Source organism: Leisingera sp. ANG-M7 (assembly GCF_000813965.1).
Lineage (GTDB): Bacteria > Pseudomonadota > Alphaproteobacteria > Rhodobacterales > Rhodobacteraceae > Leisingera.
Genome location: NZ_JWLI01000007.1, coordinates 314,040 through 338,859 on the forward strand (window position 1 = coordinate 314,040; position 24,820 = coordinate 338,859).

33 protein-coding genes are annotated in these 24,820 nt (G+C 62.2%); 2 read left to right on the forward strand and 31 right to left on the reverse strand.

What is annotated here, in order from left to right; all coding sequences use genetic code 11:
• Positions 1–13 precede the first annotated feature (13 nt).
• The 30 genes from RA26_RS11535 to RA26_RS22630 all read right to left on the reverse strand — a co-directional run bounded on the left by RA26_RS11535 (position 14) and on the right by RA26_RS22630 (position 21,920).
• Positions 14–1,336, reverse strand: a complete 1,323-nt coding sequence (locus tag RA26_RS11535) for a replication-associated recombination protein A (protein WP_039183833.1) — start codon at positions 1,334–1,336, stop codon at positions 14–16.
• A complete protein-coding gene (locus tag RA26_RS11540; RefSeq protein WP_039183834.1) occupies positions 1,336–2,742 on the reverse strand; it encodes a trypsin-like peptidase domain-containing protein in 1,407 nt (468 codons plus the stop codon). The genes RA26_RS11535 and RA26_RS11540 overlap by 1 nt, the downstream gene beginning before the upstream one ends.
• 231 nt (positions 2,743–2,973) lie before the next feature.
• Positions 2,974–4,053: a 3-deoxy-7-phosphoheptulonate synthase gene (locus RA26_RS11545; protein WP_039183838.1), complete on the reverse strand. Its 1,080-nt coding sequence runs from the start codon at positions 4,051–4,053 to the stop codon at positions 2,974–2,976.
• A gap of 300 nt (positions 4,054–4,353) precedes the next feature.
• Positions 4,354–6,774, reverse strand: coding sequence for a CHASE3 domain-containing protein (locus RA26_RS11550; RefSeq protein WP_039183840.1), 2,421 nt, complete (start codon positions 6,772–6,774; stop codon positions 4,354–4,356).
• Between the two features lie 172 nt (positions 6,775–6,946).
• Complete coding sequence (gene rplQ, locus RA26_RS11555; protein ID WP_019298015.1) at positions 6,947–7,375, reverse strand: 50S ribosomal protein L17; 429 nt, start codon at positions 7,373–7,375, stop codon at positions 6,947–6,949.
• 135 nt (positions 7,376–7,510) lie between these two features.
• Positions 7,511–8,527 carry a DNA-directed RNA polymerase subunit alpha gene (locus RA26_RS11560; protein ID WP_019298014.1) on the reverse strand — a complete coding sequence of 339 codons (1,017 nt, stop codon included), beginning with the start codon at positions 8,525–8,527 and terminating at the stop codon, positions 7,511–7,513.
• A gap of 113 nt (positions 8,528–8,640) precedes the next feature.
• Positions 8,641–9,030, reverse strand: coding sequence for a 30S ribosomal protein S11 (gene rpsK / locus RA26_RS11565; RefSeq protein WP_039183843.1), 390 nt, complete (start codon positions 9,028–9,030; stop codon positions 8,641–8,643).
• A gap of 15 nt (positions 9,031–9,045) precedes the next feature.
• Positions 9,046–9,414, reverse strand: coding sequence for a 30S ribosomal protein S13 (gene rpsM / locus RA26_RS11570; protein ID WP_019298012.1), 369 nt, complete (start codon positions 9,412–9,414; stop codon positions 9,046–9,048).
• A 225-nt stretch (positions 9,415–9,639) separates the two neighbouring features.
• Positions 9,640–10,035, reverse strand: coding sequence for a hypothetical protein (locus tag RA26_RS11575; RefSeq protein WP_039183845.1), 396 nt, complete (start codon positions 10,033–10,035; stop codon positions 9,640–9,642).
• Between the two features lie 71 nt (positions 10,036–10,106).
• Positions 10,107–10,754 carry an adenylate kinase gene (locus RA26_RS11580; RefSeq protein WP_019298010.1) on the reverse strand — a complete coding sequence of 216 codons (648 nt, stop codon included), beginning with the start codon at positions 10,752–10,754 and terminating at the stop codon, positions 10,107–10,109.
• Positions 10,751–12,115, reverse strand: a complete 1,365-nt coding sequence (gene secY / locus RA26_RS11585; protein WP_039183847.1) for a preprotein translocase subunit SecY — start codon at positions 12,113–12,115, stop codon at positions 10,751–10,753. The genes RA26_RS11580 and secY overlap by 4 nt, the downstream gene beginning before the upstream one ends.
• 111 nt (positions 12,116–12,226) lie before the next feature.
• Positions 12,227–12,697, reverse strand: a complete 471-nt coding sequence (gene rplO / locus RA26_RS11590; protein ID WP_019298008.1) for a 50S ribosomal protein L15 — start codon at positions 12,695–12,697, stop codon at positions 12,227–12,229.
• Between the two features lie 698 nt (positions 12,698–13,395).
• Entirely contained in the window at positions 13,396–13,611 is a 216-nt protein-coding gene (locus RA26_RS11595) for a DUF1127 domain-containing protein (RefSeq protein ID WP_039183849.1), read from the reverse strand.
• Positions 13,612–13,877: 266 nt separating this feature from the next.
• Positions 13,878–14,090: a DUF1127 domain-containing protein gene (locus tag RA26_RS11600; protein WP_039183850.1), complete on the reverse strand. Its 213-nt coding sequence runs from the start codon at positions 14,088–14,090 to the stop codon at positions 13,878–13,880.
• Between the two features lie 250 nt (positions 14,091–14,340).
• Complete coding sequence (gene rpmD, locus RA26_RS11605; protein ID WP_019298002.1) at positions 14,341–14,529, reverse strand: 50S ribosomal protein L30; 189 nt, start codon at positions 14,527–14,529, stop codon at positions 14,341–14,343.
• A gap of 13 nt (positions 14,530–14,542) precedes the next feature.
• On the reverse strand, positions 14,543–15,112 hold the full coding sequence (rpsE, locus tag RA26_RS11610; RefSeq protein ID WP_039174353.1) for a 30S ribosomal protein S5: 570 nt from the start codon (positions 15,110–15,112) through the stop codon (positions 14,543–14,545).
• A 117-nt stretch (positions 15,113–15,229) separates the two neighbouring features.
• On the reverse strand, positions 15,230–15,589 hold the full coding sequence (gene rplR, locus RA26_RS11615; RefSeq protein ID WP_039183852.1) for a 50S ribosomal protein L18: 360 nt from the start codon (positions 15,587–15,589) through the stop codon (positions 15,230–15,232).
• A gap of 11 nt (positions 15,590–15,600) precedes the next feature.
• Positions 15,601–16,134, reverse strand: a complete 534-nt coding sequence (rplF, locus tag RA26_RS11620) for a 50S ribosomal protein L6 (RefSeq protein ID WP_039183854.1) — start codon at positions 16,132–16,134, stop codon at positions 15,601–15,603.
• A 12-nt stretch (positions 16,135–16,146) separates the two neighbouring features.
• Positions 16,147–16,539, reverse strand: coding sequence for a 30S ribosomal protein S8 (gene rpsH / locus RA26_RS11625; protein ID WP_019297998.1), 393 nt, complete (start codon positions 16,537–16,539; stop codon positions 16,147–16,149).
• Positions 16,540–16,552: 13 nt separating this feature from the next.
• The gene (gene rpsN, locus RA26_RS11630; RefSeq protein WP_019297997.1) at positions 16,553–16,858 is read right to left on the reverse strand and encodes a 30S ribosomal protein S14; all 306 of its coding nucleotides are present in this window, start codon (positions 16,856–16,858) and stop codon (positions 16,553–16,555) included.
• Between the two features lie 20 nt (positions 16,859–16,878).
• Entirely contained in the window at positions 16,879–17,442 is a 564-nt protein-coding gene (rplE, locus tag RA26_RS11635) for a 50S ribosomal protein L5 (RefSeq protein ID WP_039152141.1), read from the reverse strand.
• Entirely contained in the window at positions 17,442–17,747 is a 306-nt protein-coding gene (gene rplX, locus RA26_RS11640) for a 50S ribosomal protein L24 (RefSeq protein ID WP_019297995.1), read from the reverse strand. Before rplX ends, rplE begins: the two co-directional genes overlap by 1 nt.
• A 2-nt stretch (positions 17,748–17,749) precedes the next feature.
• On the reverse strand, positions 17,750–18,118 hold the full coding sequence (rplN, locus tag RA26_RS11645; protein WP_005621870.1) for a 50S ribosomal protein L14: 369 nt from the start codon (positions 18,116–18,118) through the stop codon (positions 17,750–17,752).
• 99 nt (positions 18,119–18,217) lie between these two features.
• Positions 18,218–18,448: a 30S ribosomal protein S17 gene (gene rpsQ, locus RA26_RS11650; protein ID WP_005621877.1), complete on the reverse strand. Its 231-nt coding sequence runs from the start codon at positions 18,446–18,448 to the stop codon at positions 18,218–18,220.
• An 11-nt stretch (positions 18,449–18,459) separates the two neighbouring features.
• Entirely contained in the window at positions 18,460–18,660 is a 201-nt protein-coding gene (gene rpmC / locus RA26_RS11655; protein ID WP_019297994.1) for a 50S ribosomal protein L29, read from the reverse strand.
• 212 nt (positions 18,661–18,872) lie between these two features.
• Positions 18,873–19,220 (reverse strand): hypothetical protein, encoded by a 348-nt coding sequence (locus RA26_RS11660; protein WP_152612586.1) that lies wholly within the window; start codon positions 19,218–19,220, stop codon positions 18,873–18,875.
• Positions 19,221–19,380: 160 nt separating this feature from the next.
• Complete coding sequence (locus tag RA26_RS11665) at positions 19,381–20,424, reverse strand: succinylglutamate desuccinylase/aspartoacylase family protein (protein ID WP_039183860.1); 1,044 nt, start codon at positions 20,422–20,424, stop codon at positions 19,381–19,383.
• Positions 20,425–20,474: 50 nt separating this feature from the next.
• Positions 20,475–20,837, reverse strand: a complete 363-nt coding sequence (locus RA26_RS11670; protein ID WP_039183863.1) for a hypothetical protein — start codon at positions 20,835–20,837, stop codon at positions 20,475–20,477.
• A gap of 42 nt (positions 20,838–20,879) precedes the next feature.
• A complete protein-coding gene (locus RA26_RS11675; protein ID WP_039183865.1) occupies positions 20,880–21,500 on the reverse strand; it encodes a 2OG-Fe(II) oxygenase family protein in 621 nt (206 codons plus the stop codon).
• 90 nt (positions 21,501–21,590) lie between these two features.
• Entirely contained in the window at positions 21,591–21,920 is a 330-nt protein-coding gene (locus tag RA26_RS22630) for a hypothetical protein (RefSeq protein ID WP_152612587.1), read from the reverse strand.
• Between the two features lie 358 nt (positions 21,921–22,278).
• Here RA26_RS22630 and RA26_RS11680 point away from each other — a divergent pair, with 358 nt between their 5' ends.
• Together RA26_RS11680 and RA26_RS11690 are read left to right on the forward strand one after the other, a co-directional pair.
• Positions 22,279–23,037, forward strand: a complete 759-nt coding sequence (locus RA26_RS11680; RefSeq protein WP_039183867.1) for a hypothetical protein — start codon at positions 22,279–22,281, stop codon at positions 23,035–23,037.
• A 425-nt stretch (positions 23,038–23,462) separates the two neighbouring features.
• Positions 23,463–24,263 carry a DUF2145 domain-containing protein gene (locus RA26_RS11690; protein ID WP_039183869.1) on the forward strand — a complete coding sequence of 267 codons (801 nt, stop codon included), beginning with the start codon at positions 23,463–23,465 and terminating at the stop codon, positions 24,261–24,263.
• A gap of 132 nt (positions 24,264–24,395) precedes the next feature.
• Here the strand turns inward: RA26_RS11690 and rplP are convergent, their stop codons facing one another.
• Positions 24,396–24,809 carry a 50S ribosomal protein L16 gene (gene rplP / locus RA26_RS11695; RefSeq protein WP_019297988.1) on the reverse strand — a complete coding sequence of 138 codons (414 nt, stop codon included), beginning with the start codon at positions 24,807–24,809 and terminating at the stop codon, positions 24,396–24,398.
• Between the last annotated feature and the right edge of the window lie 11 nt (positions 24,810–24,820).

Here is a 24,820-nt window from a genome sequence, read left to right on the forward strand (position 1 = left end):
CGGCAAAGCCGCTTCACTTGTTCCGCTTCAGCCTGAGGTTCGCGAAATAATCCGTGCGCCGCTTCAGCTCGCGCTCAAACCCGCGCTCCACCGGCTGATAAAGCACCGGCCGCTTTACACCGTCTGGAAAGTAGTTCTGGCCTGAAAAGCCGTCCTCGGCGTCGTGGTCATAGGCATAGCCGTCACCGTATCCCTGCTCCGCCATCAGCTTGGTCGGGGCGTTCAGGATGTGCTTGGGCGGCGGTGCGCTGCCGGTCTGCTTGGCCAGCCGCCGGGCGGCCTTGATGCCCACATAGACCGCATTGGATTTCGGCGCCAGCGCCAGGTAGACGGCGGCATTCGCCAGCGCCAGCTCGCCCTCCGGGCTGCCAAGGCGCTCATAAGTCTGCCAGGCATTGAGGCAAACCGTATTGGCCTGCGGGTCGGCCATTCCGATGTCCTCGGTCGACATCATTGTCAGCCGCCGGGCCAGAAACCGCGGATCCTCGCCGCCCTCCAGCATCCGCGCCAGCCAGTAAAGCGCCGCATCCGGATCAGAGCCGCGGATGGATTTGTGCAGGGCGGAGATCAGGTTGTAGTGCTCGTCGCCGGACTTGTCGAATTTGGCCGCGCGGCGCATCAGCCGGCCGGACAGCGCCTCGCGCCCCAGCGGGGCCTCCACCTTCCAGGCGGCAACTTGTTCGATCAGGTTCAAAAGCGCCCGCCCGTCGCCATCGGCCATCTCATGCAGCGCGTCGCGGGCATCGCCCGACAGCGGCAGGGCGCGGCCCAGCTCCTTCTCCGCGCGCTGGGTCAGGCGCTCCAGATCGGCAAGCTGCAGGCGCTCCAGCACCAGCACCTGGCTGCGCGACAGAACAGCGGCGTTCAGCTCGAACGAGGGGTTCTCGGTTGTCGCCCCCACCAGGAGGATGGTGCCATCCTCCATATGCGGCAGGAAGCCGTCCTGCTGGGCCTTGTTGAAGCGGTGGATCTCATCCACGAACAGCAGTGTCCCCTGCCCGTTCTGGCGGCGGATTTTCGCGGCCTCGAACACTTTGCGCAGGTCCGGCACGCCGGTGAAAATCGCCGAAATCTGCACGAAATGCAGATCCGTCTCCTGCGCCAAAAGCCGCGCAATGGTGGTCTTGCCCACCCCCGGCGGCCCCCAGAAGATCAGCGACGACAAGGACCCCGAAGCCAGCATCACACCCAAGGGCGCCTCCGGCCCCAGCACCTGTTCCTGGCCGATCACATCCGCCAGCGACTGCGGCCGCAGCCGATCGGCCAGCGGCCGGTTCTTGCTGGCCTGCTGCGCCTCGCCCTTGGCAGGCTCTGGACTGCCGAACAGGTCCGCCATCAGGTGCGGAACCGCAGGGTGACGCGCTGGCCGCGGCGGTTCAGGTCCAGCTGAATCCAGCGGCCGCTGTTGGCAAGGATGGCATAGACGTCCTCAGTGCCGGTGACGGGCTGGCCGTTCACTGCCAGCAGCGCGTCGCCGGGCTGCACCCCGCCGCGGCCCGCATAAGGGCCGGGATCGGTCACCACCACGCCCTCCGCCGACAGCGGCAGGCCGAGGCGGGCGATAACCTGCGGATTGATCTGCGCCACGGTCAGGCCGGGCAGCGCGGTCTTTTCATCCAGCTGCACCGGGTTGGCGGGCGGCTGGTCCGGCGCGGTGATCATTGGCACCGCCACCACATCGCGCTCCGCCCCGCGCAGGCGGGTGATCTCCGCCGTGCCGCCCAGGCCGGAGACCGACATGCGGAACACCATTTCGGAGGGCGAATTCACCACCTCGCCATCCACATGGGTGATCACGTCACCCACCTTGAAACCCGCCTTGGCAAAGGGGCTTTCGCGGTGCAGGTCGGAGACCACCATGCCCTCCGGCACGTCCATACCCATTGAGGCCGCAAGGTCCGCATCCACCGGCTGCCCGGCCATGCCGGCCCAGGGGCGCTGAAATTCCTCAGCGCCGTTTTGCGCCTGTTCCACGAACTGCTTGACCAGGTTGGCGGGGATCGCAAAGCCGATGCCGTTGGAGCCGCCGGAGCGGGACAGGATGCGAGTGTTGATGCCAATGAGATCGCCATTCACGTCGATCAGCGCGCCGCCGGAGTTGCCCGGGTTGATCGGCGCGTCGGTCTGGATGTAGTAGCCGAAACCGTCACCCGCCCCCATGCCGGTGCGCGCAAGCCCGGAGATGATGCCGCTGCTGACAGTCTGGCCGACCCCGAACGGGTTGCCGATCGCCAGCGCCAGCTCGCCCACCTCGACCTCATCGCTGTCGCGCAGGTCCAGATGCGGCAGGTCTTCGGCCTCATCCAGCTGCAGGATCGCCAGGTCGCTGGCCTTGTCGCCCAGGATTACCCGCGCATTGTACTCGCGCCGGTCATTGGTCACCACGCGGATTTCCGTGGCGCTGCCGACAACGTGGTAGTTGGAAACCACGATGCCATCCGCCGACAGGATCACCCCCGACCCCAGCGAATTCTCCACCCGCGGCTGCGGCTTGGCGAAACCGCGGAAGAAATCATCGAAGAACGGATCGTTCATGAAGGGCGACCGCCGGCGCTGCTGCACCTGGCGCACCACCTTGGCATAGATGTTGACCACCGCCGGAGAGGCTTCTTTGACCAGCGGCGCAAACCCCAGCGCGATCTCTGCCTGGGACTGCGGCACCCTGGTTTCAGCGGCGGCGGGCAAGGCCAGCGCAGGCAGGGCAAGGCACAGGGCAAAGGCGGTCAGGGCTGGGCGGATCATGGGGGCTCCCGTTTGTTGCTGCGTGAAGGATATGCGGAGCGCGCGCCCGGATTGCAAGGCATCAGCAGGTCCGGAAGCAGAGGGGCGCTGGCCCTCTTGGCCTGACGGCCAATTCACCCCGGAGTATTTTCCGCAAAGAAGAAGAGGCGGCAATTTAAAGCAGGGTCTTCTTCTTTGCCAAAATACTCAATGCCGAAGGCATGCGCCGCAAGGCGCGCGCCGATGGCAGCTTTATGCGTCGGCCAGGTCCCTCTGCGCGGCGAGCGTGCGGCGTTTGGCAACGGCTGCGGCCAGATGCTCCAGTTCTGCCACGGTGTCCTCCCATCCCAGGCAGCCGTCAGTGATGGACTGGCCGTAGGTAAGCTCCCCCTTGCCCAGGTCCTGTCGGCCCGCCACCAGATGGCTTTCGATCATCACGCCGGTGATGCGGCTGTCGCCGCCGGCGATCTGCGCCGCCACATCGCGCAGCACCGCGGGCTGCTGCATCGGATCCTTGCCGCTGTTGGCGTGGCTGGCGTCGATCATCACATGGCCGCGGATGCCGTCCTTTTCCGCCAGCTTGCAGGCCGCATCGACGGAAGCCGCATCATAGTTGGTGCCGCCGCCGCCGCGCAGGATCAGGTGGCAGTCCGGGTTGCCGCTGGTGGCCGCAATTGCCGCACGGCCCGATTTGGCCAGCGCCATGAAATGATGCGGATGGGCGGCAGAGCGCACCGCATCCACCGCGATCTGCACATTGCCGCGGGTGCCGTTCTTGAAGCCCACCGGGCAGCTGAGGCCGGAGGCCATCTCGCGGTGGATCTGGCTTTCGGTGGTGCGGGCGCCGATGGCGGCCCAGGCGACCAGGTCGGAGATGTATTGCGGCACCGCAGTATCCAGGAACTCTGTCCCGACCGGCAGGCCCAGGGCGTTGATGTCGAGGCAAAGGCGGCGCGCCAGCCCCAGCCCCTCGTTGATGCGGAAGGAGTTGTCGAGGCCAGGATCATTGATCAGCCCCTTCCAGCCAGAGATGGTGCGGGGCTTCTCGAAGTAGACCCGCATCACGATCTCAAGTTCGCCTGCCAGCCTCTGGCGCAGCGGGGCCAGCCGTTCGGCGTATTCCATCGCCGCCTTGGGGTCGTGGATCGAACAGGGGCCGACCACAGCCACCACGCGGCCGTCGCGGCCGTGCAGCACGTCCTGGATGGCGGTGCGGCTGGCCAGCACGGTATCAGTGGCGGCAGCCGTGGAAGGCATCTGGGCGGCGAGGTCCTCGGGCGAGATGAGTTCCTGTATGCCGGTGATGCGGAGGTTTTCGGTTTGCGGTGTCATGTTTTCAGCTTCCTTGGCGGGAGGCCCGTGGCGCTGCGGCGGATACAAAAAAACCGCCTGCGGGCTGCGGGCGGTTGGTGGTATCCTGGTGCGTTTCCTGTCTGTGTTCAGAACGCGCTGACCCCTCCGTCCGCCATGTGGCGCGGATAAAAGAAATACCAGAATGCGGCATAGCTACGGGTCATGGGCCGGACGCTAGCGGAGATTCGCGGGGCTGTCACCCCTGAAAATCCCGCGCCCAATAAAGCGCAAGGGCCCTCCGCTGCGGGAGAGCCCTTGGCAGTTTCCTGCGCGCAGACCTCAGAAGTCCTGCCACATGTCGCGGGCGGCATTGCCGTCACTGGCGGCGGCTGCAACCGGCGCCGGGCTGGGCTCGGCCGCCCAATCCTCATTGCCCCAGTCGTCATCGCCATGTGCCGAGGGCTGCGCTGCTGGCGCGGCCGGGGCTGCCAATGCGGCACTGCTGCCGTCCACCTGGAACCGCGTCACCAAGTCGGCAAGTTTCATCGCGTCGCTGTTCAGCATGTGTCCTGCGGCGGTGGCTTCCTCCACCATTGCAGCGTTCTGCTGGGTCACCTGGTCCAGCTGGGTGACGCCGGTGTTGATCTCATGCAGGCCGGTGGACTGTTCTTCTGCGCCTTCGGCGATTTCCGAGACCAGTTGCGAGATATGGCTGACGCGGCCCACAATGGACTGCAGCGCCTGGCCCGCGCGGCCGACCAGATCAACGCCCTGATCCACCTGACGGGAGCTGTCGGAGATCAGCGTCTTGATTTCCATCGCCGCGTCTGAGGAGCGTTGCGCCAGCGCCCGCACCTCTGACGCCACCACGGCAAAGCCGCGGCCGGCTTCGCCTGCACGGGCGGCCTCCACCCCGGCGTTCAGCGCCAGGAGATTGGTCTGGAAGGAAATGTCGTCGATCACCCCGATGATCTGGCTGATCTTGTTGGAGCTTTCCTCGATCCCGCCCATGGCGGCAACCGCATCCTGCACAACCTCGCCGCTGGTTTCGGCCTCCTGGCGGGCCTCGCGGACGGTGTTTTCCACGTTGCGGGCGCCCTCGGCTGCCGATTTCACGCTCGCCGTCAGTTCATCAATGGCAGCGGCGGTTTCTTCCAGCGTTGCCGCCTGGCTTTCGGTGCGGTGCGACAGGTCGTCAGAGGCCTGGCTGATCTCGGCGGCCCCGCTGCGGATGCTCGTCGAAGCCTCGATCACCTGCTGGACCGTGGCGTTCAGATTGTCGATCGAGCCGTTGAAATCGGCGCGCAGCTGTTCGTATTCCTCGGGGAACTCCTCGGCAATGCGGATGGTCAGATCGCCATGGGCCAGCCGCGACAGACGCTCGCTCAGCTCGCGCACAACGCCCGCCAGTTCGGCGTCCTTGCTCTCCGCCTTCTGCGCTTCCGCCTCCTGCATCCGCACCAGCTCGTCGCGGAATTTTTCCAGCGCGCGGGCCATGTCGCCAACCTCATCGCCGCGGGTCTGGCCCTGGATCTCAACCGCGTTGTTACCCTCTGCCAGGCCGCGCATCGACATCACGATGCGGCGGATGCCGGAAGCAATGCCGGAGGCGATCACAAGCGCCAGAATACCGCCGATCAGGATGGCGCCGCCGATGGCCGCCGGGATCATGGTGCGGGTCTGTGCGCCCAGTTCCTCGTTCGCGGCACGGCGTTCAGACATGGCCGCGGTGCCGGCGGCCTGCAGGGTTTCCATGGTGGCGCGGAAGCTGTCAAAATATTCCTTGCCGCGGCCCTCGGCCACCATGTCGGCCATGTTGTCCATGGTGGCGGCGCTGCCGATCACCCGGCGCAGCTGCAGCATCGGCACCACCACTTCATTGCGCCATTCGTCAATGATCCCCGCCACCTTGTTCAGGCGGTTTGACTGCATCAGATTGTCCGCAAGCGCCAGCCGGAGGTCAGCCAGAACCTCGTTGAAGCGGCCGTTGCCCTCCATGTAGGGTTCCAGAAACTCCCGGTCGCCCGCCAGAAGGAAGCCGCGCATACCGGTTTCCATGTCGACCGCGGCGGCCAGCAGGTCCTTGGCCCGGCTGATCACCTTGTGGGTCTGCTCCACCGCCTGCAGAGAGGTGTTCAGATAGTCCGCATCGGCAATGCCGGCATTGACCAGCGACATGAAGGTATTGCGGCGGTTGTTGAGCTCGACCTCCTCTTCCTCGATGACATTGGTCATCTCGGTGCGGAACTGCTCGAAATAGACCCGGCCCTTGGATTTCTTCACCTCGGCGGCCATGTCATTCATGGTCATGGCGTCGCCGATTTCCTGGCGCAGCGCGATGGCGCCGGCAGCCACGTTTTCCTGCCAGCCAGTCAGGGTCTGTTCCGCCTCGTCCAGGGTGGCAAGCATTTCTGCATCACCTGCTGCCAGGCTGCGCAGGCTGGCGAGAGTTTCAGCGACCTGGCTCTTTCCCGCCTCGAACGGGACCAGGTATTCCTCCCGGCCTGCCAGAAGGTAGCCACGCAGGCCAGCCTCCATCTGCGAGGCAGCCTCAGCCAGGGTCTGCGAGCTGGTCAGGATTTCCTGGGTGTGATCCACCGCCTTGGCCGATTGATCCATCCGGCCCAGGTTGAAGACGGCAAGCACCCCCACCCCAAGCACCAAAAGAAGCGGCAGCACCGCAACGGAAACGATTTTCACCTTGGTACTGAGATTTGCCAGTGAAAACCGCCTGGCCGCGGATGTCTTCTTCTTTGCCATCACATCTGTCCCGGAAATTTCGGATGGCAGAGTTAAGCCAGAAGAAAATTACGATTCCCTTTCACCTGAAAAGTGAATCTTAAACGCCCGGGAAGTGCCGGGACGTAAAGAAAAACCCCCGCTCCTGTTGGAGCGGGGGCCAGACAGTGAACCTTGAGAGGTTCAGTGCGTCTTATTCGTCTGCTTCAGCAGCTGCTTCTTCTGCTTCCAGGCGGGCCTTGTCGGCAGCGCCTTTGGCGGAAACGTCGCGGTCGACGAACTCGATGATCGCCATCGGAGCCATGTCGCCGTAACGGAAGCCGGCCTTCAGAACACGGACATAGCCGCCCTGACGGTCCTTGTAGCGCGGGCCCAGAACCTCGAACAGCTTCGCGACGTCCTTGTCCTCTTTCAGCTTGGAAGCTGCCTGACGGCGGGCGTGCAGGTCGCCGCGTTTCGCCAGAGTGATCAGTTTTTCAATGATCGGGCGCAGTTCTTTTGCTTTGGGCAGGGTGGTCTTGATTTGCTCGTGCTCGATCAGCGAACCGGCCATGTTGGAGAACAGGGCCTTACGGTGCTCATGAGTACGGTTCAGGCGGCGGTAACCACGTGCGTGACGCATTTTTCAATTCCTTATCTTGCGTTTTGCTTTGTCAGGCGGCTGATGCGTGTCAGCCGCTCACCTTGGGGCGGGTGCCCATGTCGTCCCCGGCAGTCCGGGCATTGAAGAGGAGGGCCGGAGCCCTCCTCGAAACCTTTAGAAGCTGTCTTCGAACTTCTTGGCCAGATCTTCGATGTTGTCCGGCGGCCAGTCCTCGACGTCCATGCCAAGGTGCAGGCCCATGCCCGAGAGCACTTCTTTGATCTCGTTCAGCGACTTGCGGCCGAAGTTCGGGGTGCGCAGCATCTCGGCTTCGGTCTTCTGGATCAGGTCGCCGATATAGACGATGTTGTCGTTCTTCAGGCAGTTTGCCGAACGGACAGACAGTTCCAGTTCGTCCACTTTCTTCAAGAGAAGCGGGTTGAACTCCAGACCATCGTCCTCGTCCTGGCGGCCAGCCGATTCCGGCTCGTCGAAGTTGACGAAGATCGACAGCTGGTCCTGCAGGATGCGGGCGGCATAAGCCACGGCATCGTCAGGGGAGATGGAGCCGTCGGTTTCCACCTTCATGGTCAGCTTGTCATAGTCCAGAACCTGGCCCTCACGGGTCGGCTGAACGTCATAGGAGACCTTCTTGACCGGCGAGTAGATCGCGTCGATCGGAATCAGGCCGATCGGTGCGTCTTCCGGCTTGTTCTTGTCTGCCGACACATAGCCTTTGCCGGTGTTCACGGTCAGTTCCATGAACAGGTCGGCGCCGTCGTCCAGGTGGCAGATCACGTGGTCGCGGTTCAGAACCTCGATGCCTGCGGTTTCAGCAATGTCGCCAGCGGTGACAACTGCCGGCCCCTTGGCATTGATCGACAGGCGCTTGGGGCCTTCGACTTCCATGCGCAAGGACACGCCCTTGAGGTTCAGAATGATGTCGGTGACGTCTTCACGGACACCGGCCACGGACGAAAACTCGTGCAGGACGTTGTCGATCTGCACGCTGGTGATGGCCGCGCCTTGCAGCGAGCTCATCAGGACGCGGCGCAGCGCGTTGCCCAGGGTCAGGCCGAAACCGCGTTCCAGCGGCTCTGCGACGACAGTTGCCTGGCGTGCAGGATCGTTGCCCGGCTTCACTTCCAGCTGTGCCGGCTTGATCAGCTCTGCCCAGTTCTTATGGATCATGCGTTCCCTCCATTCCTGTCCCTGCCCCATGTCCGGAAGGCCAAGGACGCCCGAGGTTTAAATGACGCACTGGGGCCCTGCGAATCAAGCGGGGCCCCAGCAAAAAATTCGAATTAGACGCGGCGGCGCTTCGGCGGGCGGCAGCCGTTGTGCGCGATCGGGGTCACATCACGGATCGAAGTGATGTTGAAGCCGACAGCGGCCAGTGCGCGCAGAGCCGATTCACGGCCAGAGCCGGGGCCCTGAACTTCGACTTCCAGGGTCTTCACACCGTGTTCCTGGGCTTTCTTGCCCGCATCCTCAGCAGCCATCTGAGCCGCGTAAGGAGTGGATTTCCGGGAGCCTTTGAAGCCCATGGTGCCGGCGGACGACCAGGAGATCGCGTTGCCCTGCACATCGGAGATCAGGATCTTGGTGTTGTTGAACGAGGAGTTCACATGAGCAACGCCGGTGGCGATGTTCTTGCGCTCTTTGCGCTTAACGCGAGTCTTATCACGTGCCATTGATCAAACCCTCCCTTACTTCTTCTTGCCGGCGATCGGCTTGGCCGGGCCCTTGCGGGTGCGGGCGTTGGTGTGGGTACGCTGACCGCGGACCGGCAGGTTGCGGCGGTGGCGCAGGCCACGGTAGCAGCCCAGGTCCATCAGGCGTTTGATGTTCATGGTCACTTCACGGCGCAGGTCGCCTTCGACGGTGTAGTTGGCGTCGATGTGCTCGCGCACGGCCAGAACTTCAGCGTCGGACAGTTCGTTCACACGACGGGTTGCGTCGATGCCAACAGCCTCACAGATGGCTTTCGCCGAGGTGTTGCCGATACCGGTGATGTAGGTGAGGGCGATGGGAACCCGCTTTGCAGTCGGGATGTTAACGCCGGCAATACGTGCCACGTGTCACTTTCCTTTTCGTTGCGGTTCCGTAACGCCGGAACCTTTTTTCACAACACTTGACCGTGGCAGTGTGGCCAGAGGGTCCAGCATTTCGAGGTGGTAAGGCAGACAGACGAATCCATCCGCCGGGAATCATTCCCAGAAGGGATGGGGTTGCCTATGTGGAAATGCCGCAAGGGTCAACCCGTGATCTGCGAAAACCCGGGGCCTGGGTGCCCTGCCCCATCAGCTGCTGCAGGCAAAGAAGCGCAGCGGCTCCGGCTCGCCCATCCAGATGGATACGGTGCCGGGCTCCTCCGGATCCAGAACAATCGTGAACAGCTGCGGAAAATACTGCGGCCCGGGCAGTTCGCAGCGGCCCGTGTGGTCGGTTGCGCTGTAGCTGCGCTGGCCAAAGCGGATCGGAGGCTGGAAGCTGCAGAAGTACTCCAGCGAGTTGAAGCCGCTGCTGTTCAGGATCAAGCCGCCCCCGGCCGCATAATCCAGCATGCCGTCCTCGCTGATCAGCACCCGGTCGCAGGCAGCACCATCATCAAGATAGAGCTGCTGCGCAGACAGCGGGCCGGATATGGCAATCACCGCAGCGCAGGCGGCGGACAAGTGCAGGCGGAGTGCGGGCATCGGGGTCTCCGGAAATGAAAATGCCCCGTGCTTATGCAGCACGGGGCACTTCGATCCGGTAAACGGGCGGCTTATTCGCCCATAATCCAGGCCATGCTCTTGCGGACTTCCTCGATCGAGGCGAGGCCGTCCAGGCGCTGGAGGTTGCCCTTGGCGTAGTAGTAGCCAATCAGGGGCGAGGTCTTCTTGTAGTATTCCATCAGGCGGGTTTTGAGGCTGTCCTCATTGTCGTCCGCCCGGCGCTGCACGTTGTCGCTGCCGCAGTTGGCGCATTTACCGTCTGCAGGCCAGGGTTTGGTCTGGTCGTGGTAGACCTCGCCGCAGCCGCCGCAGGTGGAGCGGCCGGTGATGCGGGCGACCAGCGCGTCGTCGTCGACCTGCATCTCGATCACGGCGTCGAGTTTCAGATCCATTTCATCCAGCAGCTTGGCCAGCGCATCGGCCTGGGCCAGGGTGCGCGGGAAGCCGTCGAAGATGAAGCCGCCCTCAGCGCCGCCCTGCAGCTTTTCGCGGATCAGGCCAATGACGATCTGGTCGGTGACCAGCTTGCCTTCGGCCATGATGGCGGCAACTTTCTTGCCCATTTCGGTGCCGGAGGTCTGGGCCTCCCGCAGCATATCGCCGGTGCTGAGCTGCACCATGCCGCGGGATTCAACCAGGTAGCGCGCTTGCGTACCTTTGCCCGCACCAGGCGGGCCAAGGAGAATAATGTTGGTCATCGGCGAGAGGGTCCCCGTTTTGTCCGTTTCTTGTTGCGCCCGCGCAGCTGGCTCTTCTCGATAAGGCCCTCATACTGATGCGCGAGGAGGTGGCTCTGCACCTGCTGGATTGTGTCCATGGTGACGGATACCACAATCAGAACGGACGTGCCGCCAAAATATACCGGGATGGCGAATTGGCCGCGGAGGACCTCCGGCAGGAGGCAGACCAGGGCCAGGTAGCCGGAGCCCAGAACCAGGATTCGGTTGACCACATACTCGATGTATTCAGCGGTCTTCTTGCCGGGGCGGACGCCGGGGACAAAGCCGTTCTGGTTCTTCAGGTTGTTCGCCACGTCCTCCGGTTTGAAGGAGACGTTGAAGGTGTAGAAATAGGCAAAGAACACGATCATCGCGACGAAGAACAACAGGTACAGCGGCTGGCCGGGGCCGAAGTTCGCCAGCAGCCAGGACATCACCGGACCGGTCGCCGCGCCCGAGGAGAACGCCGAGATGGTGGTCGGCAGCAGCAGGAGCGAGGAGGCGAAGATCGCCGGGATCACGCCCGCCGGGTTCACCTTGACCGGCAGATGCGAGGAGCCGCCGTCATAGACCTTCATGCCGACCTGGCGGCGCGGGTACTGGATATGGATCTTGCGCAGCGCGCGCTCCATGAACACCACGAACATGATCACCGCTACAACCATCAGGATCACGCCGATGATCACGGCGGGGCTGATCGCGCCGGAACGGCCGGAGGCGAAGAACTGGGCAATCGCTGCCGGAACCTCGGCGATGATGCCGACGAAGATGATCAGCGAGATGCCGTTGCCGATGCCGCGCTGGGTGATCTGCTCGCCCAGCCACATGAGGAACATGGTGCCGCCAACCAGGGTGATCATGCAGGCCATGCGGAAATACATGCCCGGATCGGTCGCCAGGTCGCCCTGCTCCAGCGACACGGCGAGGCCATAGGCCTGCGCGGTCGCCAGCGCCACGGTGCCGTAGCGGGTGTACTGGTTGATCTTCTTGCGGCCCTGCTCGCCCTCTTTCTTGAGCTGCTCAAGCGAGGGCACCATCGAGGTCAGAAGCTGAACGATAATGGAGGCGGAGATATAAGGCATAATGCCGAGGGCAAAGATCCCCATGCGGCCAAGCGCGCCGCCGGTGAACATCGACACCATGCCGCCGATGCCCTGGCCTGCCTGCTCCATGAACTGGCGCAGGGCGGCTGCATCAATGCCGGGAACCGGAATGAAGGTGCCCAGGCGGTAGACGATCAAAAGGCCGATAGTGAACAGGATGCGGTTGCGCAGATCCGTAGCTTTGCCAAGGGCAGCCCAGCTGGTGTTTGCCGCCATTTGTTCTGCTGCTGATACCATGAAAAGGTCTCTTCTTTAGCGAAACGCCGCCCGGAACCGTTTTCCGGCTCGGGCGGCGTTCTAGGAAAACTCGGAGACTATGTAAGCGGCATTGGCGCCGCTCACAAGCCGTTACTCTGCGGCGGCGGGGGCTGCCACAGTCAGAGTGCCGCCAGCTTTTGCAACAGCGTCAACAGCTGCAGCGGATGCGCCGGTGACTGCGATGGTTGCTTTGGCGGTGATTTCGCCTTTGGCCAGGATGCGGACGCCGTCCAGTTTGCGGCGGACCAGGCCGGAAGCAACCAGCGAATCCTCGGTGATGGAGGCTGCGTCCAGCTTGCCTGCGTCGATGAACTTCTGGATCAGGCCCAGGTTCACAACGGCGTATGCCTTGCGGTTCGGCTTGTTGAAGCCGCGCTTGGGCAGACGCTGGTACAAGGGCATCTGACCGCCTTCGTAGCCATTGATCGAGACACCCGAACGGGATTTCTGGCCTTTGATGCCGCGGCCGCCCATTTTACCTTTGCCGGAACCCGGGCCACGGGCCACACGGGTGCGTTTCTTGGCGGCGCCTGCATTGTCGCGCAGTTCGTGAAGTTTCATGTCGCTTCTCCTTGCCGGATGTGGCCCCCGAAGCGTGATGGGCCAAACACGGCGTTTCTTGATTGGTGATTCCGTGGCGCAGAACGCCACCGGGTGCCTATAGACGGGTTGGGGGATGGGATCAAGCCCTGCGGGCGAGCCAGGCAAGGGGAAAGGCACCAGTGGCCGCCAAGGCCCCTGCCCTGCCGGTTGCGTGTCCTGCCGTCTGTCTCTGTTTCCGTTCCGCTTAGGGCCGTCCGTTAAAGGGTGGCGGCGCCGCCGGGGTGGAGATGGGATGGGGTTTCCCCCATGCGAAAACGCGTATGCGCGCTCCGGCTGCCAAACCGGAGCCCAGTTCCAGGTGCCGGGGGTGTCAGTCCCGGCGGTTGATCATGACCGGAGATGATTTTGGCAGAGCGGGGTTAAAACCCCGTAGGCGGTGCGTACGGTGGGTGCGCAACGGGCTGGCGACCCCGGTTTTGAAGATCACGGAGTGCAGTGCCCGAACCGTGGGGGGGGGCGAGGAGCGCCCGCCCCGTTTTGCCGGAGGCAAACCTTCGGTTTGACGGGGCGGTTCGGGCGCTGCCCGGCGTGCCGCCAGGCGGTGACTTTTTGTTCTTGCCCGGACAACCAACAAAAACGCCCCCGCCGGGATGGCAGGGGCGCATTTGGGCCAGGTTTTCGGAGAGGGAGGAGGATCCGTCAGCCGGCCAGGGAGATCACTTGCCGTAGACGTGCTCGCGGGCGGCGCCGGGGATGGCGCAGCGGCTGAGGCCAATGTCCGCCAGGTCGCGGGCCGAGAGGGCGCGCAGAGCGTGCACAGTCTGCCGGTATTCGCGGCGCAGCTGCCAGTTCCGGTACAGGCCGGACAGGATGCCTGCAAAACGGGCGGGGATGCCGGCAGAGACCGGCGCGGTGAGAGTTGAATAAGCCATTGTTCTTGTTCCTTCGCTGCGCTGCCGGAACGTGCTTCCGGCGCGTCGCTTGATCTGTTCGTCTGAAGTGACAGGGAGATAAGGATGGTCCGGCAAGCCCGCAACGGCTGCTTCGGTCTGGCGGCTATGCGGCGGGCGCATAGCACAAATGCGTGAGATATCTTGAAAGCCCTCAATAGAAAACGCCCCCGCCCCGCGAGGGGCAGAGGCGCTTTGGCCCGGGCATGAAGAGGAGGAGGAGAGGAGCGCCCGGGAAAAAGAAACTCTTAGCCGTAGACGTGCTGGCGCGCGATGTCGGCGATGTCGCTGCGGCGGACGCCGATGTCCGAGAGCTCGTGGTCGGACAGCGCGTCCAGCTCGTTGTAGGTGCGCTGGAATTCGCGGGCTTTGGTCCAGGAATCCACCAGGCCTTCGACGGTTGCGCGGATGCGGGCGGTCAGGCTGTGGCCGGTGTGTGCAGCGGAGATAACATGTGCCATCGTTCAGGTCCTTCGTGTCTGATGCCGGGCCTATTCCCGGCGGTCTTTGTTCAGTCTTTCGATGTGACACCGAGATAGGACCGGGGAATGAGTCGAACAACTGACGCAACCGGCAAGCCGCTATGCACGCGCTGCAAGGGGCTTGCTGCCGGATTACCGGCCCGTCCGTCCTGCGAGGCTGCGCTCCAAACGCGAAAAACGCCCCCGGTCTCCCTGAGGCGTTTTCCAAAGTCAGTGCTCGAAAAGGGGCTTAGCCGCGCTCTTCGATGATCTGAACCAGGTGCGGGATCGAGTTGACCATGCCGCGGACCGAAGGAGTATCCTCCAGCTCACGGGTCTTGTGCATCTTGTTCAGGCCCAGGCCAACCAGGGTTGCGCGCTGTTTGGCGGGGCGGCGGATCGGCGAGCCGATCTGCTTGACGACGATGGTTTTTGCCATGTCTCTCTACTCCTTACGCTTCAGCTTCGGCAGCTGCCGGTGCGTCGTCCCGCTTGGGCAGGATGTCGGCGACCTTTTTGCCGCGGCGCTGAGCCACCGAACGCGGGCTCTGCTCTTTCTGCAGGCCGTTCAGGGTAGCGCGGATCATGTTGTAGGGGTTCTGCGAACCGATCGACTTGGAGACCACGTCCTTGATGCCCAACATCTCGAACACGGCACGCATCGGACCACCGGCAATGATACCGGTACCTTCAGGCGCGGTCCGCATCACAACTTTGCCTGCGCCGTGACGGCCGGCCATGTCGTGGTGCAGGGTGCGGCCTTCTTTCAGCGGCACGCGGATCATCTGGCGCTTCGCCTGCTCGGTCGCCTTGCGGATCGCCTCGGGCACTTCTTTCGCCTTGCCCTTGCCAAAGCCGACGCGGCCTTTCTGGTCGCCAACGACAACCAGGGCTGCGAAGCCAAAGCGCTTACCGCCTTTTACGGTTTTCGACACGCGGTTGATCGCGACCAGGCGATCTGCAAATTCCGGTGCTTCTTCACGCTCGCGGCGGGGGCCGCGGCGGTTTTCACGTTCTGCCATCAGGCATTCCTTTCATAGGGCGCTAGGCGCCTGTTTTTCCGATCCTTGGTGAGAACCGGCCCAAAGGCCGGTCTCCCGGATCATCGGGGCAGCCCCAAGAGGCTGCCCGCATGGGATTTAGATCTTCAGGCCGCCTTCACGCGCAGCGTCGGCCAGAGCCTTCACCTTGCCGTGGAACAGGAAGCCGCCGCGGTCGAAGTAGGCTTCGCTCACGCCAGCCGCTTTCGCGCGCTCTGCGATTGCTGCGCCAACTTTGGCCGCTGCTTCGATGTTGTTCTTGCCGACAACACCGAGATCTTTTTCCAGGGTCGACGCTGCTGCCAGGGTCACGCCACGCAGGTCGTCGATCAGCTGAACAGAGATGTTCTTGTTCGAACGGTGCACGGACAGACGCGGACGGCCTGCGTTCACTTTGCGAAGCTTGTTCCGGACGCGCAGCCGGCGCTTCAGAAACAGGGTACGTTTGCTGTTTGCCATTTTGCTGGTCCTTACTTCTTCTTGCCTTCCTTGCGGAAGATGAACTCGCCCTTGTAGCGGATGCCCTTGCCTTTGTACGGCTCGGGACGGCGCCAGTCGCGGATTTTCGCCGCCACTTCGCCCACCTGCTGCTGGTCGATACCTTCCACAACGATTTCGGTCTGCTTCGGTGCGGTGATGGTGATGCCATCGGGTGCAACGAAGTCGACGTCGTGGCTGTAGCCCAGGTTCAGCTTCAGGGTGTTGCCCTGCATCTGAGCCCGGTAACCCACACCCTGGATCTCCAGCTCTTTTTTGAAGCCCTGGGTCACGCCGGTCACGAGGTTGGCCACCTGAGTGCGGGACATGCCCCACTGCTGACGGGCACGCTTGGACTTGCCGCGCGGCTCGATGGTGACAACGTTGTCGTTCACGGTCAGGGTGACGTCGTCGGTTGCGGTGAAGCTGCGGGCGCCTTTCGGGCCTTTCACTTCGATGGTCTGGCCGGACACAGAAGCGGAAACGCCGCTGGGCAGTTCGACCGGTTTCTTACCAATACGGGACATTGCGAGGCCTCCTTAGAAGACGGTGCAAAGCACTTCGCCGCCAACGTTGGCTGCGCGTGCGTTTGCGTCCGACATCACACCTTTGGGGGTGGAGACAATCGACACGCCCAGGCCCTGGCGGACCGACGGGATGTCATTGACGCCCATGTAAACGCGGCGGCCGGGCTTGGAGACCCGCTTGAGCTCGCGAATGACAGGTTCGCCGTCGAAGTACTTGAGGCTGATTTCGATGGCCGGGTGGCCATTTTCACCAGTCATCTTCTCATAACCGCGGATGTAGCCCTCGTCCGCCAGCACGTCCAGCACCCATGCCCGCAGCTTGGAAGCCGGGGTCATGACGGTGGATTTGCCGCGCATCTGAGAGTTACGGATACGGGTGAGCATATCGCCGATAGGATCGTTCATATCAGTCTCTCCCTTACCAGCTCGATTTCACCAGGCCGGGGATCTGACCAGCAGAACCCAGCTCGCGCAGCGCAATACGGCTGACCTTCAGCTTACGGTAGTAAGCGTGCGGACGGCCGGTGAGCTGGCAACGGTTGTGAAGACGGGTTGCCGACGAGTTGCGCGGCAGTTTCGCCAGTTTCAGACGCGCCTTGAAGCGCTCTTCCATCGGGCGAGATTCGTCGTTTGCGATTTCTTTCAGCTCGGCACGCTTTGCGGCGTATTTAGCCACCAGGCGCTCGCGCTTCTTCTCGCGTTCGATCATGCTTTTCTTAGCCATGGTCTCTATCCTTCCCGCGCTTAGCTGTTGAAGGGCATGTTGAAAGCTTTCAACAGCGCCTTTGCTTCCGCGTCGGTTTTCGCGGTGGTGGCGATCACGATGTCCATGCCCCAGGCTTCGTCGATCTTGTCGAAATCGATTTCCGGGAACACGATGTGCTCTTTCAGGCCCATGGCATAGTTGCCGCGGCCGTCGAAGGAGGTGCCCGAAACGCCGCGGAAGTCGCGGATACGGGGCATCGCAATGGTGATCAGACGGTCGAGGAATTCGTACATCCGGTCACCGCGCAGGGTCACCTTGGCGCCCATCGGCATGCCTTCGCGAACGCGGAAGCCGGCGATGGAGTTCTTTGCCACGGTGGTCAAAGCCTTCTGGCCCGCAATCGCGGTCAGGTCGGCCTGGGCGGATTTGGCTTTCTTGCTGTCTTTGACAGCAGCGCGGCCGCAGCCGATGTTCAGAACGATTTTCTCCAGCTTGGGGAGCATCATGTCGTTCTTGTAGCCGAACTCTTCTTTCAGGGCGCCACGGATGGTGTCCTTGTAGAGAGTTTTCAGGCGCGGGGTGTAGGTTGCAGCGTCAAGCATCAGACAGTCTCCCCGGTGGTCTTGGCGAAGCGCACCTTCTTGCCGTCTTCCTCGCGGAAGCCGACGCGGGTTGCTTTGCCGTTGCTGTCCAGCAGTGCCAGGTTCGACAGGTCGATCGGCAGTGCCTTGGGCAGACGGCCGCCCTGGCTGTTTTGAGTCTGGCGGGTGTGGCGGATGGCCATGTTCACGCCTTCGACGACGGCTTTGCCGGCTTTCGGGTCAACGGAAGCAATGGTGCCTTCCTTGCCCTTATCGCGGCCTGCCAGCACGACGACCTTGTCGCCTTTACGGAGTTTCGCAGCCATGATTACAGCACCTCCGGAGCCAGCGAGATGATCTTCATGAAGTTCTTCGCGCGCAGTTCACGAACAACCGGGCCAAAGATACGGGTACCGACCGGCTCGTTGTTGTTGTTCAGGATGACAGCTGCGTTCCGGTCAAAACGGATCGCGGTGCCGTCTTCGCGGCGGACTTCTTTGGCGGTGCGCACGACAACGGCCTTACGGACGTCGCCTTTTTTCACGCGGCCGCGCGGGATGGCTTCTTTAACCGAGACGACGATGATGTCGCCAACGGAAGCGTATTTACGCTTGGAGCCACCCAGAACCTTGATGCACTGAACTCGGCGGGCGCCGGAGTTGTCAGCAACATCCAGATTTGTTTGCATCTGGATCATGTGGTTTCTCCCGACCTATGGGGCAGCGATGCGTGCTGGTATCCCCCAGGGTTTCGACTGACTGTTAAGTCTAGCCGCCAGGAGTCTCGGATGAGACTCTTAGGCTTCCAGAACTTCCCAGCGTTTCGTTTTCGATTTCGGCGCGCATTCGATGATGCGTACGGAATCGCCGACCTTGAAAGCGTTCTTTTCATCGTGAGCCCGGTACTTCTTGGACTTACGGATGGTTTTCTTCAGAACCGGGTGCGTGAAGCGGCGTTCAACCGAGACGGTGACGGTCTGGGCGTTTGCGTCGCTGGTCACAACGCCTTGCAGGATACGTTTGGGCATTGTGTCGCTCCTTATTCGGCTGCTGCTGCAGCTTTTTCGTTCAGGATGGTCTTGACGCGGGCAGCGTTGCGGCGGGCCGCTTTGATGCCGGAGGTCGATTCCAACTGACCGGTTGCCTGCTGAAAGCGCAGGTTGAAGCTCTCTTTTTTCAGGGATGCGAGCATATCGCGGAGTTCATCCACGGTCTTCTCGCGCAGATCATTGGCGTTCATCGCCTTTGTTCCTTGTCCAAAGCACCAGAAGGCCCCGAGGGTCACCTTGTTACCTGGTGGGTTATGTCAACCGCGCCGAAGACGCGGCAAAAAAGAATCACCTGACCCGGATCCAAGACGGATTGGGTTCAAGCGATGGGTCCCTATAGAGGAGACGGGGGTGAGGGGCAAGGGTGAGTTTGCCCCTCTTCTGCCCTGCTGCCGTCGAACCATTAATCGCAATCGTAGAGGATACCCTTGGACGCCCGCACTGTACCGTCCGCCAAGGTGGTTTGCGTATCCTTCAGCGGTCTGGCGACCTTCAGCGTCGGATGACCGATACGTTTGCAATAAGCAGCTGCTCTTGACTGGATAGCCGCATGAGAAACTTCGTCCGGGAAATAGATGATTTCGAGGTGGCTTTCGACGGGGAAGGCCAGAGAGATACCAGTGCGGTCGGCTTCCGCAGGGAAAACACGGGCAACAAGGGCAGCGCGCCGCTCATGTACTTTGCCCAAATCTTTGGAACAGGCTGCCACCGAAGCAATGGCTGCGGCCAATAGAATGAGTTTGGTCTTCAAAACTGGAGTCCTTTGAGATTATTCAAGCTAACCCAATGCAACGCAGCGTTGGGCGCAACGACGTAGCAGAACAACTTTCCCTCAACAATAGATTGCCGGACTTTCGCGAACTCAACTAAACACGCCGTAACGTCCTGTTTTGCCGACTGTCCGGTTTCCTTCAAATAATCTCATCCTCATCGAACATGGCAGCCCCGTCCAGCTGGGCGTTCAGGCTTTCGATGCGGCCTTCGGCCTCCTCCGGCGCGGAGACTTTGGCAATGTGGAACAGCGCGTCGCCTTCGTTGACGATGGGCATGTTGGCGCGGCCGATGATCAGGCCCGGCTGGCTGGCGGTCAGTTCCACCTCCTCCTCGCCGAAGGGGTCGGCGACGATGCCCAGCACGTCGCCCTCCTCCACCATCTCGCCGGTGGTTTTGTAAGCGCGCAACAGCCCTCCGGCAGGCGCACGCTCCCAGCTGCTGTCGCTGGCCTTGACCGGCACCGCCTCGGCCAGCGGCACGCCGTCGTCAGGGATCATGCCCAGCGCGTGCATCACCCGCAGGATGCCGGCCACGCCGACGCGGGCAGACTGCTCGTCGAACCGCAGCCCCTCCCCCGCCTCATAAAGCAGGATATCAACGCCCGCCTTTTGCGCCTCCTTGCGCAAGCTGCCGTCGCGCAGGGAAGACCGGATCACCACCGGCGCGCCGAAGGCATCGGCATATTCCAGCGTCTCCTTGGCCTTGGGCGACACCCGGATCTGCGGCATGTTGGTGCGGTGGATCGCGGCGGAGTGCAGGTCGATGCCCAGGTCGCAGCGCGCCACCACCTCTATCATGAACAGATGCGCCAGGCGGCTGGCCAGCGAGCCGCCCTCGCTGCCTGGAAATGAGCGGTTCAGATCGCGCCGGTCCGGCAGGTAGCGGGAGTGGTTCAGGAAGCCGAAGGTGTTGACGATCGGCACCACGATCAGCGTGCCCTTGAGGCGCGAGAACTGGCGGCTGCGCAGCAGGCGGCGGGCGATTTCCACCCCGATCACCTCGTCGCCGTGAATGGCAGCCGAGACAAACAGCGCAGGCCCCTCTTCCGCGCCGTGGATCACATGGGCGGACATGGTGACCGGCGTGTGGTCCGACAGCACGCTGACCGGCATATCCACCGTGCGGCGGGTGCCGGGCGGGATGTGGAAGCCGCCGATTTCAAAAGGGGAACGCCGCGCCATCTATACCTCCCGCAGAGCTGTTCCGGGAAGCTAAGCGGGTTTGGGGGCTTTTACAATTGCCGTACCCTGTTGAGGATGGTTTCGAACTGCCAGCCGTCCGGGAGGCGGGGGAGCCAAAGGCGCGTCTCTGCTGCATGGATCATCATGGCGCCACGGAAAGTCCTGAGACGCTGGATGTCTTTAATGGAGACCTCACCGCACTGCCCCTGCTTTTCCACCGCCAGCACACGCTGCGTAGTGATCACGTAGGTGGTGGAGCGGAAAGCGCGGTGAACAGCCAGCCAGATCACCAGAGCAACCGGCGCAAAAAGAACGATGGCCAGAATTTCGGACAGTGTGGGTGCAATGCGCGCATGGACGGCATGCACCAGTTGCTCACCCTCATGAAGCTCAATCGGCGCGTGGTCATACATCGGCAATGCCCGGTTTGCCGGTGAACCGCAGGGAAACGCAAATCATTCCCACTTGTAGTTGAAGCTCACCGAAATCCGCTCGTCCTCAGCCATGTTCATCGGCACCTCGTGGCGCAGCCAGCTTTCCCACAAGAGCACGTCGCCCACGTCTGGCTTCATGTAGATGAAAGGCTGCAGCTCGCGCCGGGCTTCTTTGGTGCGGGTGGGTGCGGCCATCATCCGGGCAGAGCGCGGATCCTCCAGCTTGAGCGCGCTCGCGCCGTCGGGCATCGACACATAGGTGGTGCCGGAGATCACCGAATGGGGGTGCAGGTGGCTGGAATGGGTGCCGCCCTCGGGCAGGATGTTGATCCAGAGATCTTCCAGCTTCAGCGCGCGCCCGTCCAGATCGAACTCCAGATCCTTTGCGAACGCTGCGACGTGCTGGTCCAGCGATTTCACCAGATCGGCAAAGACCGGGAACCGCCAGGGCAGATCGGTGAGCGACGCATAGGAGGTATATCCGGGATAGCCGTTATCCTCGCACCAGTCCTGGCCGGCATCATCATCGCCAGCGATGACAAGGCAGGAGTTTTCCAGTTCATGCGCGTCAACCGATGGTCCGTATTCGGACAGTTGCGCGCGGTAGAGGCGGGTCACGAAGAGCGATTCAATCTGGGCCATGGCGCCGTCTTAGCGCAGCACCGGGCAAGAGGCGAGACACCTCCTGCATGAGGCCAAGGATTCCACTCCGCTCCCGAGGTTTTGCCGCCCCTACCCGTCCACCACGGAAATCGGGCAGTCACGGTGCGCGTTTGGCATTCCTATGTGAAAGGGATTTTGCACCAGGTACCAGACCGGCGCATACCCCGGAGCTTGGGTGCGGGAATACGTGCACCCGTCAGGCGACGTCCAATGCGTGGCATTGCCGCCGGGGGATACGGTTTCCTGGGAAACAAAACTGTTGGATATCTGGCGTGTCGCCACCGGATTCCGGTAGTTCGTCGCAGGGCCATACATATTGGACAAATCATTGCGGTCAAATTCCATCCCGCCGCAAGCGGACAGGCCGAAACACAGGGCTGCAGGAACGATCATTCGCATTATGGAGCTTCCCTTTCCTCGTTACTCACGCTGCTGCAAAACACCCAGAAGAGTCGGCATTTAAGGCAGCAATCAATCACAGGAAGAGTATGGGAACAAAAGCTGTACATATCGTTAATTGACGCTTGGACACGGCATATGCCTTAGCTTCAAGTTCAAGCGATGTGCGAAACTGGAGCGCGGCACCAGTCATGCCAGCACCCGGCTGTTGTACGGAGACCTGATCCTGCGTAACCAGCCGCAAATGTGCCACTGCGCAACATGCAGGAAGCCAGGCTTTCCGCTCCCCGGACTTACCGCAATTTAACCAACCCTATGCAAGATCCATCGGGAACCGCAGAAGCGAAGGCATTGGGTCATGCACATTATTTATGAAGACGATACGTTGCGGCTGGAAACCCTGAAACCGGGCCCCGCACCGGCAGGAGGAACAGTGCTGCTGTCTTTTCCCGGCATTGGTCAGGCGGTGGAGCTGATCGATGTCCAGCAGCCTGAATTTGCCGGGTCGGGGCGCAACTGCAGCAATGTCATCTTTTGCTACGACAAGACCCGGTCCTGGGGGAACCGGCTGGACTGGGACGCGCTGACCAGAGCCGTTCTGGAGGCGGCAGCGGGCTGCACCCTGTTTTCGATCGGCAACAGCATGGGCGGTTACCTGGCCATCGTTGCAAGCGCCTTCCTGCCAATCGCCAGGTCGGTCGCCTTTGTGCCGCAGTTCAGCGTCGATCCGGAAGCCGCGCCCGGGGACAGGAGGTGGCGCGTGTATTCCAAGAGCATCAAGAGCTTTCCGATGAAGCCTGCGGGCCACTACTTTGTGCCGGAGACCGAGTATTTCATCTTCTCCAGCGGCACGGGAATGGACGGCCAGCACGCCCAGCTGTTTCCCAAAGGTGCCAATATTCACCACTGGGTCTTTTCCGGCGCCGTCCATTCGCTGGCGGCAGATCTCAAGGAGCGGGGCGAACTGGACAACTGCATTCAGTCCAGCCTTGCCGGGGACACGATGCTCAGCTTTTCGCAGGCCTGCGAACGGCTTAGCCCTGCCGCCGCCCCCAGCCATTTGGTTCCGCTGGCGGCCAGGCTGCCCTGCCCGGCCTTGCCAGCAGCTCCGGCCTGACAGGCGCTGACTAACCGGATGAGGCCATCAAGTCGGCCGAGGGAGCTTGAACGGCGTTCAAAAAACGTTTGACAAAGCCATGCGGGTCGCGACATGATTTGAACGTCGTTCATGAACGGAGTTCAGATCATGCCTATTCCCAAAACCCTGCTAGCAGTTGCGGCGTTTTGCGCCGCATCCCAGGCCGCAGCAGGCCCCAGCACCCAGCATTCGGCACAAAGTCTTCAGCATTCCGGCCACAGCGCCGCCGCCAGCAGTGAAGCTGCGGCTACCACCGCTGTGGCAATTGTTGCCATTCCTGTTCTGGCCGTGGGCGCCGGGCTCGTGGTGTCCGCAGACGCGCTGGCCTCCCCCCATCCGCACAGCCATGCCCAAAGCCACCCTGCCCCGGGACAAATCCCGCAGCCGGCACAAGGAGGCAACCGATGATCCGCAGGATATTCATCGCGATGGCTGCTGCGGCCGCCCTCCATGCCGCCCCTGCTGCAGCTGGCAGCAGCGAAACCGGCAAGACGCATTTGCTTATTTCTGATACCGCCGCCTTTTCCAATCAGGTGCAGCTGGACCTGGCAGCCCGCGGCGCCGGTATCGCAATTGTCGCACGGACCGGGCGGCCGCCGCACACGCTGCCGCAGGGGGTAAACTATACGCATACCGCCTTGTGGGTTTATTCAACGATCAAAACCCCGGACGGCAGCAGCGCCAAAGGGTACCGGGTGTACAATCTCTATCAAGATCAGGATGACCTGACCCGCAGCTCCCTGGTGCAAGAGGCGCCCGCAGACTTCTTCAGAAGCGCCCATACGCTGGATACGGGCATCATCATCCCTGCCCCGCACTTGCAGCGCAAACTTCTGAAGGCCATCGCCAGCCCGGTCTATCCCGCATTGCACAACCCCAGCTATTCGGTGCTGTCCAATCCCAACACGACGCAGTTCCAGAACTGCAACGAGCTGACCCTGGACCTGCTGATTGCCAGTATTTATGGCACGACGGACAAATCCGGGATCAAGGCCCGGATCGCCGCCGAGTTTCACCCCCAGCCGATCCGCATCAACGGGCTGAAACGGTTTCTGGCCCCCGCCGCCTCTGCTGCGCTGACAACATCCGACCATGGCAAGGGCGTCGCAACCGTGACCTTCGGCTCTTTGGCACGTTATTTGCGGTCCAAGAACCTGGCCTCCGAGGTCTACCAGCTCACCCCTGACAGGACGGTACGGCTGTAAGCCCCCCATACTGCTGACAAGAAAAGCCCCCGCTGATCACTCAGCGGGGGCCTTTAATTTGTACAGACCGGGTGCGCCCCTGCCGCCTTTGCAGGCAAGAGCGGCTGGCACACACGGCAGCAGAGCCGCCGTTTACCAGTCTTCGCGGACCACGACGCGGGTCTTGACCGGCAGCTTCATCGCGGCTAGGCGCAGGGCCTCGCGAGCGATTTCATCGCTGACGCCGTCGATCTCGAACATCACGCGGCCAGGCTTAACCTTGGCTGCCCAGTAGTCCACGGAGCCTTTACCTTTACCCATACGGACTTCGGTCGGCTTCGAGGTCACCGGAGTGTCCGGGAAGATACGGATCCAGACACGGCCCTGACGCTTCATGTGGCGGGTCATGGCGCGGCGGGCAGCTTCGATCTGGCGTGCAGTCACACGCTCAGGCTGGGTTGCCTTCAGGCCATAGGTGCCGAAGTTCAGGTCGGAGCCGCCTTTTGCCAGGCCGTGGATCCGGCCTTTGTGCATTTTGCGGAATTTAGTGCGCTTTGGCTGAAGCATCTCAAATCCTC

What these genes read in the sequence shown, in the direction of transcription:
- RA26_RS11535 (WP_039183833.1), bottom strand. Translation starts at nt 1,336, where the DNA reads ATGGCGGACCTGTTCGGCAGTCCAGAGCCTGCCAAGGGCGAGGCGCAG.
- RA26_RS11540 (WP_039183834.1), bottom strand. Translation starts at nt 2,742, where the DNA reads ATGATCCGCCCAGCCCTGACCGCCTTTGCCCTGTGCCTTGCCCTGCCT.
- RA26_RS11545 (WP_039183838.1), bottom strand. Translation starts at nt 4,053, where the DNA reads ATGACACCGCAAACCGAAAACCTCCGCATCACCGGCATACAGGAACTC.
- RA26_RS11550 (WP_039183840.1), bottom strand. Translation starts at nt 6,774, where the DNA reads ATGGCAAAGAAGAAGACATCCGCGGCCAGGCGGTTTTCACTGGCAAAT.
- rplQ (WP_019298015.1), bottom strand. Translation starts at nt 7,375, where the DNA reads ATGCGTCACGCACGTGGTTACCGCCGCCTGAACCGTACTCATGAGCAC.
- RA26_RS11560 (WP_019298014.1), bottom strand. Translation starts at nt 8,527, where the DNA reads ATGATCCATAAGAACTGGGCAGAGCTGATCAAGCCGGCACAGCTGGAA.
- rpsK (WP_039183843.1), bottom strand. Translation starts at nt 9,030, where the DNA reads ATGGCACGTGATAAGACTCGCGTTAAGCGCAAAGAGCGCAAGAACATC.
- RA26_RS11575 (WP_039183845.1), bottom strand. Translation starts at nt 10,035, where the DNA reads ATGCCCGCACTCCGCCTGCACTTGTCCGCCGCCTGCGCTGCGGTGATT.
- RA26_RS11580 (WP_019298010.1), bottom strand. Translation starts at nt 10,754, where the DNA reads ATGACCAACATTATTCTCCTTGGCCCGCCTGGTGCGGGCAAAGGTACG.
- secY (WP_039183847.1), bottom strand. Translation starts at nt 12,115, where the DNA reads ATGGTATCAGCAGCAGAACAAATGGCGGCAAACACCAGCTGGGCTGCC.
- rplO (WP_019298008.1), bottom strand. Translation starts at nt 12,697, where the DNA reads ATGAAACTTCACGAACTGCGCGACAATGCAGGCGCCGCCAAGAAACGC.
- RA26_RS11595 (WP_039183849.1), bottom strand. Translation starts at nt 13,611, where the DNA reads ATGGCTTATTCAACTCTCACCGCGCCGGTCTCTGCCGGCATCCCCGCC.
- RA26_RS11600 (WP_039183850.1), bottom strand. Translation starts at nt 14,090, where the DNA reads ATGGCACATGTTATCTCCGCTGCACACACCGGCCACAGCCTGACCGCC.
- rpmD (WP_019298002.1), bottom strand. Translation starts at nt 14,529, where the DNA reads ATGGCAAAAACCATCGTCGTCAAGCAGATCGGCTCGCCGATCCGCCGC.
- rpsE (WP_039174353.1), bottom strand. Translation starts at nt 15,112, where the DNA reads ATGGCAGAACGTGAAAACCGCCGCGGCCCCCGCCGCGAGCGTGAAGAA.
- rplR (WP_039183852.1), bottom strand. Translation starts at nt 15,589, where the DNA reads ATGGCAAACAGCAAACGTACCCTGTTTCTGAAGCGCCGGCTGCGCGTC.
- rplF (WP_039183854.1), bottom strand. Translation starts at nt 16,134, where the DNA reads ATGTCCCGTATTGGTAAGAAACCGGTCGAACTGCCCAGCGGCGTTTCC.
- rpsH (WP_019297998.1), bottom strand. Translation starts at nt 16,539, where the DNA reads ATGAACGATCCTATCGGCGATATGCTCACCCGTATCCGTAACTCTCAG.
- rpsN (WP_019297997.1), bottom strand. Translation starts at nt 16,858, where the DNA reads ATGGCTAAGAAAAGCATGATCGAACGCGAGAAGAAGCGCGAGCGCCTG.
- rplE (WP_039152141.1), bottom strand. Translation starts at nt 17,442, where the DNA reads ATGCTTGACGCTGCAACCTACACCCCGCGCCTGAAAACTCTCTACAAG.
- rplX (WP_019297995.1), bottom strand. Translation starts at nt 17,747, where the DNA reads ATGGCTGCGAAACTCCGTAAAGGCGACAAGGTCGTCGTGCTGGCAGGC.
- rplN (WP_005621870.1), bottom strand. Translation starts at nt 18,118, where the DNA reads ATGATCCAGATGCAAACAAATCTGGATGTTGCTGACAACTCCGGCGCC.
- rpsQ (WP_005621877.1), bottom strand. Translation starts at nt 18,448, where the DNA reads ATGCCCAAACGTATCCTGCAAGGCGTTGTGACCAGCGACGCAAACGCC.
- rpmC (WP_019297994.1), bottom strand. Translation starts at nt 18,660, where the DNA reads ATGAACGCCAATGATCTGCGCGAGAAGACCGTGGATGAACTCCGCGAT.
- RA26_RS11665 (WP_039183860.1), bottom strand. Translation starts at nt 20,424, where the DNA reads ATGGCGCGGCGTTCCCCTTTTGAAATCGGCGGCTTCCACATCCCGCCC.
- RA26_RS11670 (WP_039183863.1), bottom strand. Translation starts at nt 20,837, where the DNA reads ATGTATGACCACGCGCCGATTGAGCTTCATGAGGGTGAGCAACTGGTG.
- RA26_RS11675 (WP_039183865.1), bottom strand. Translation starts at nt 21,500, where the DNA reads ATGGCCCAGATTGAATCGCTCTTCGTGACCCGCCTCTACCGCGCGCAA.
- RA26_RS22630 (WP_152612587.1), bottom strand. Translation starts at nt 21,920, where the DNA reads ATGCGAATGATCGTTCCTGCAGCCCTGTGTTTCGGCCTGTCCGCTTGC.
- RA26_RS11680 (WP_039183867.1), top strand. Translation starts at nt 22,279, where the DNA reads ATGCACATTATTTATGAAGACGATACGTTGCGGCTGGAAACCCTGAAA.
- RA26_RS11690 (WP_039183869.1), top strand. Translation starts at nt 23,463, where the DNA reads ATGATCCGCAGGATATTCATCGCGATGGCTGCTGCGGCCGCCCTCCAT.
- rplP (WP_019297988.1), bottom strand. Translation starts at nt 24,809, where the DNA reads ATGCTTCAGCCAAAGCGCACTAAATTCCGCAAAATGCACAAAGGCCGG.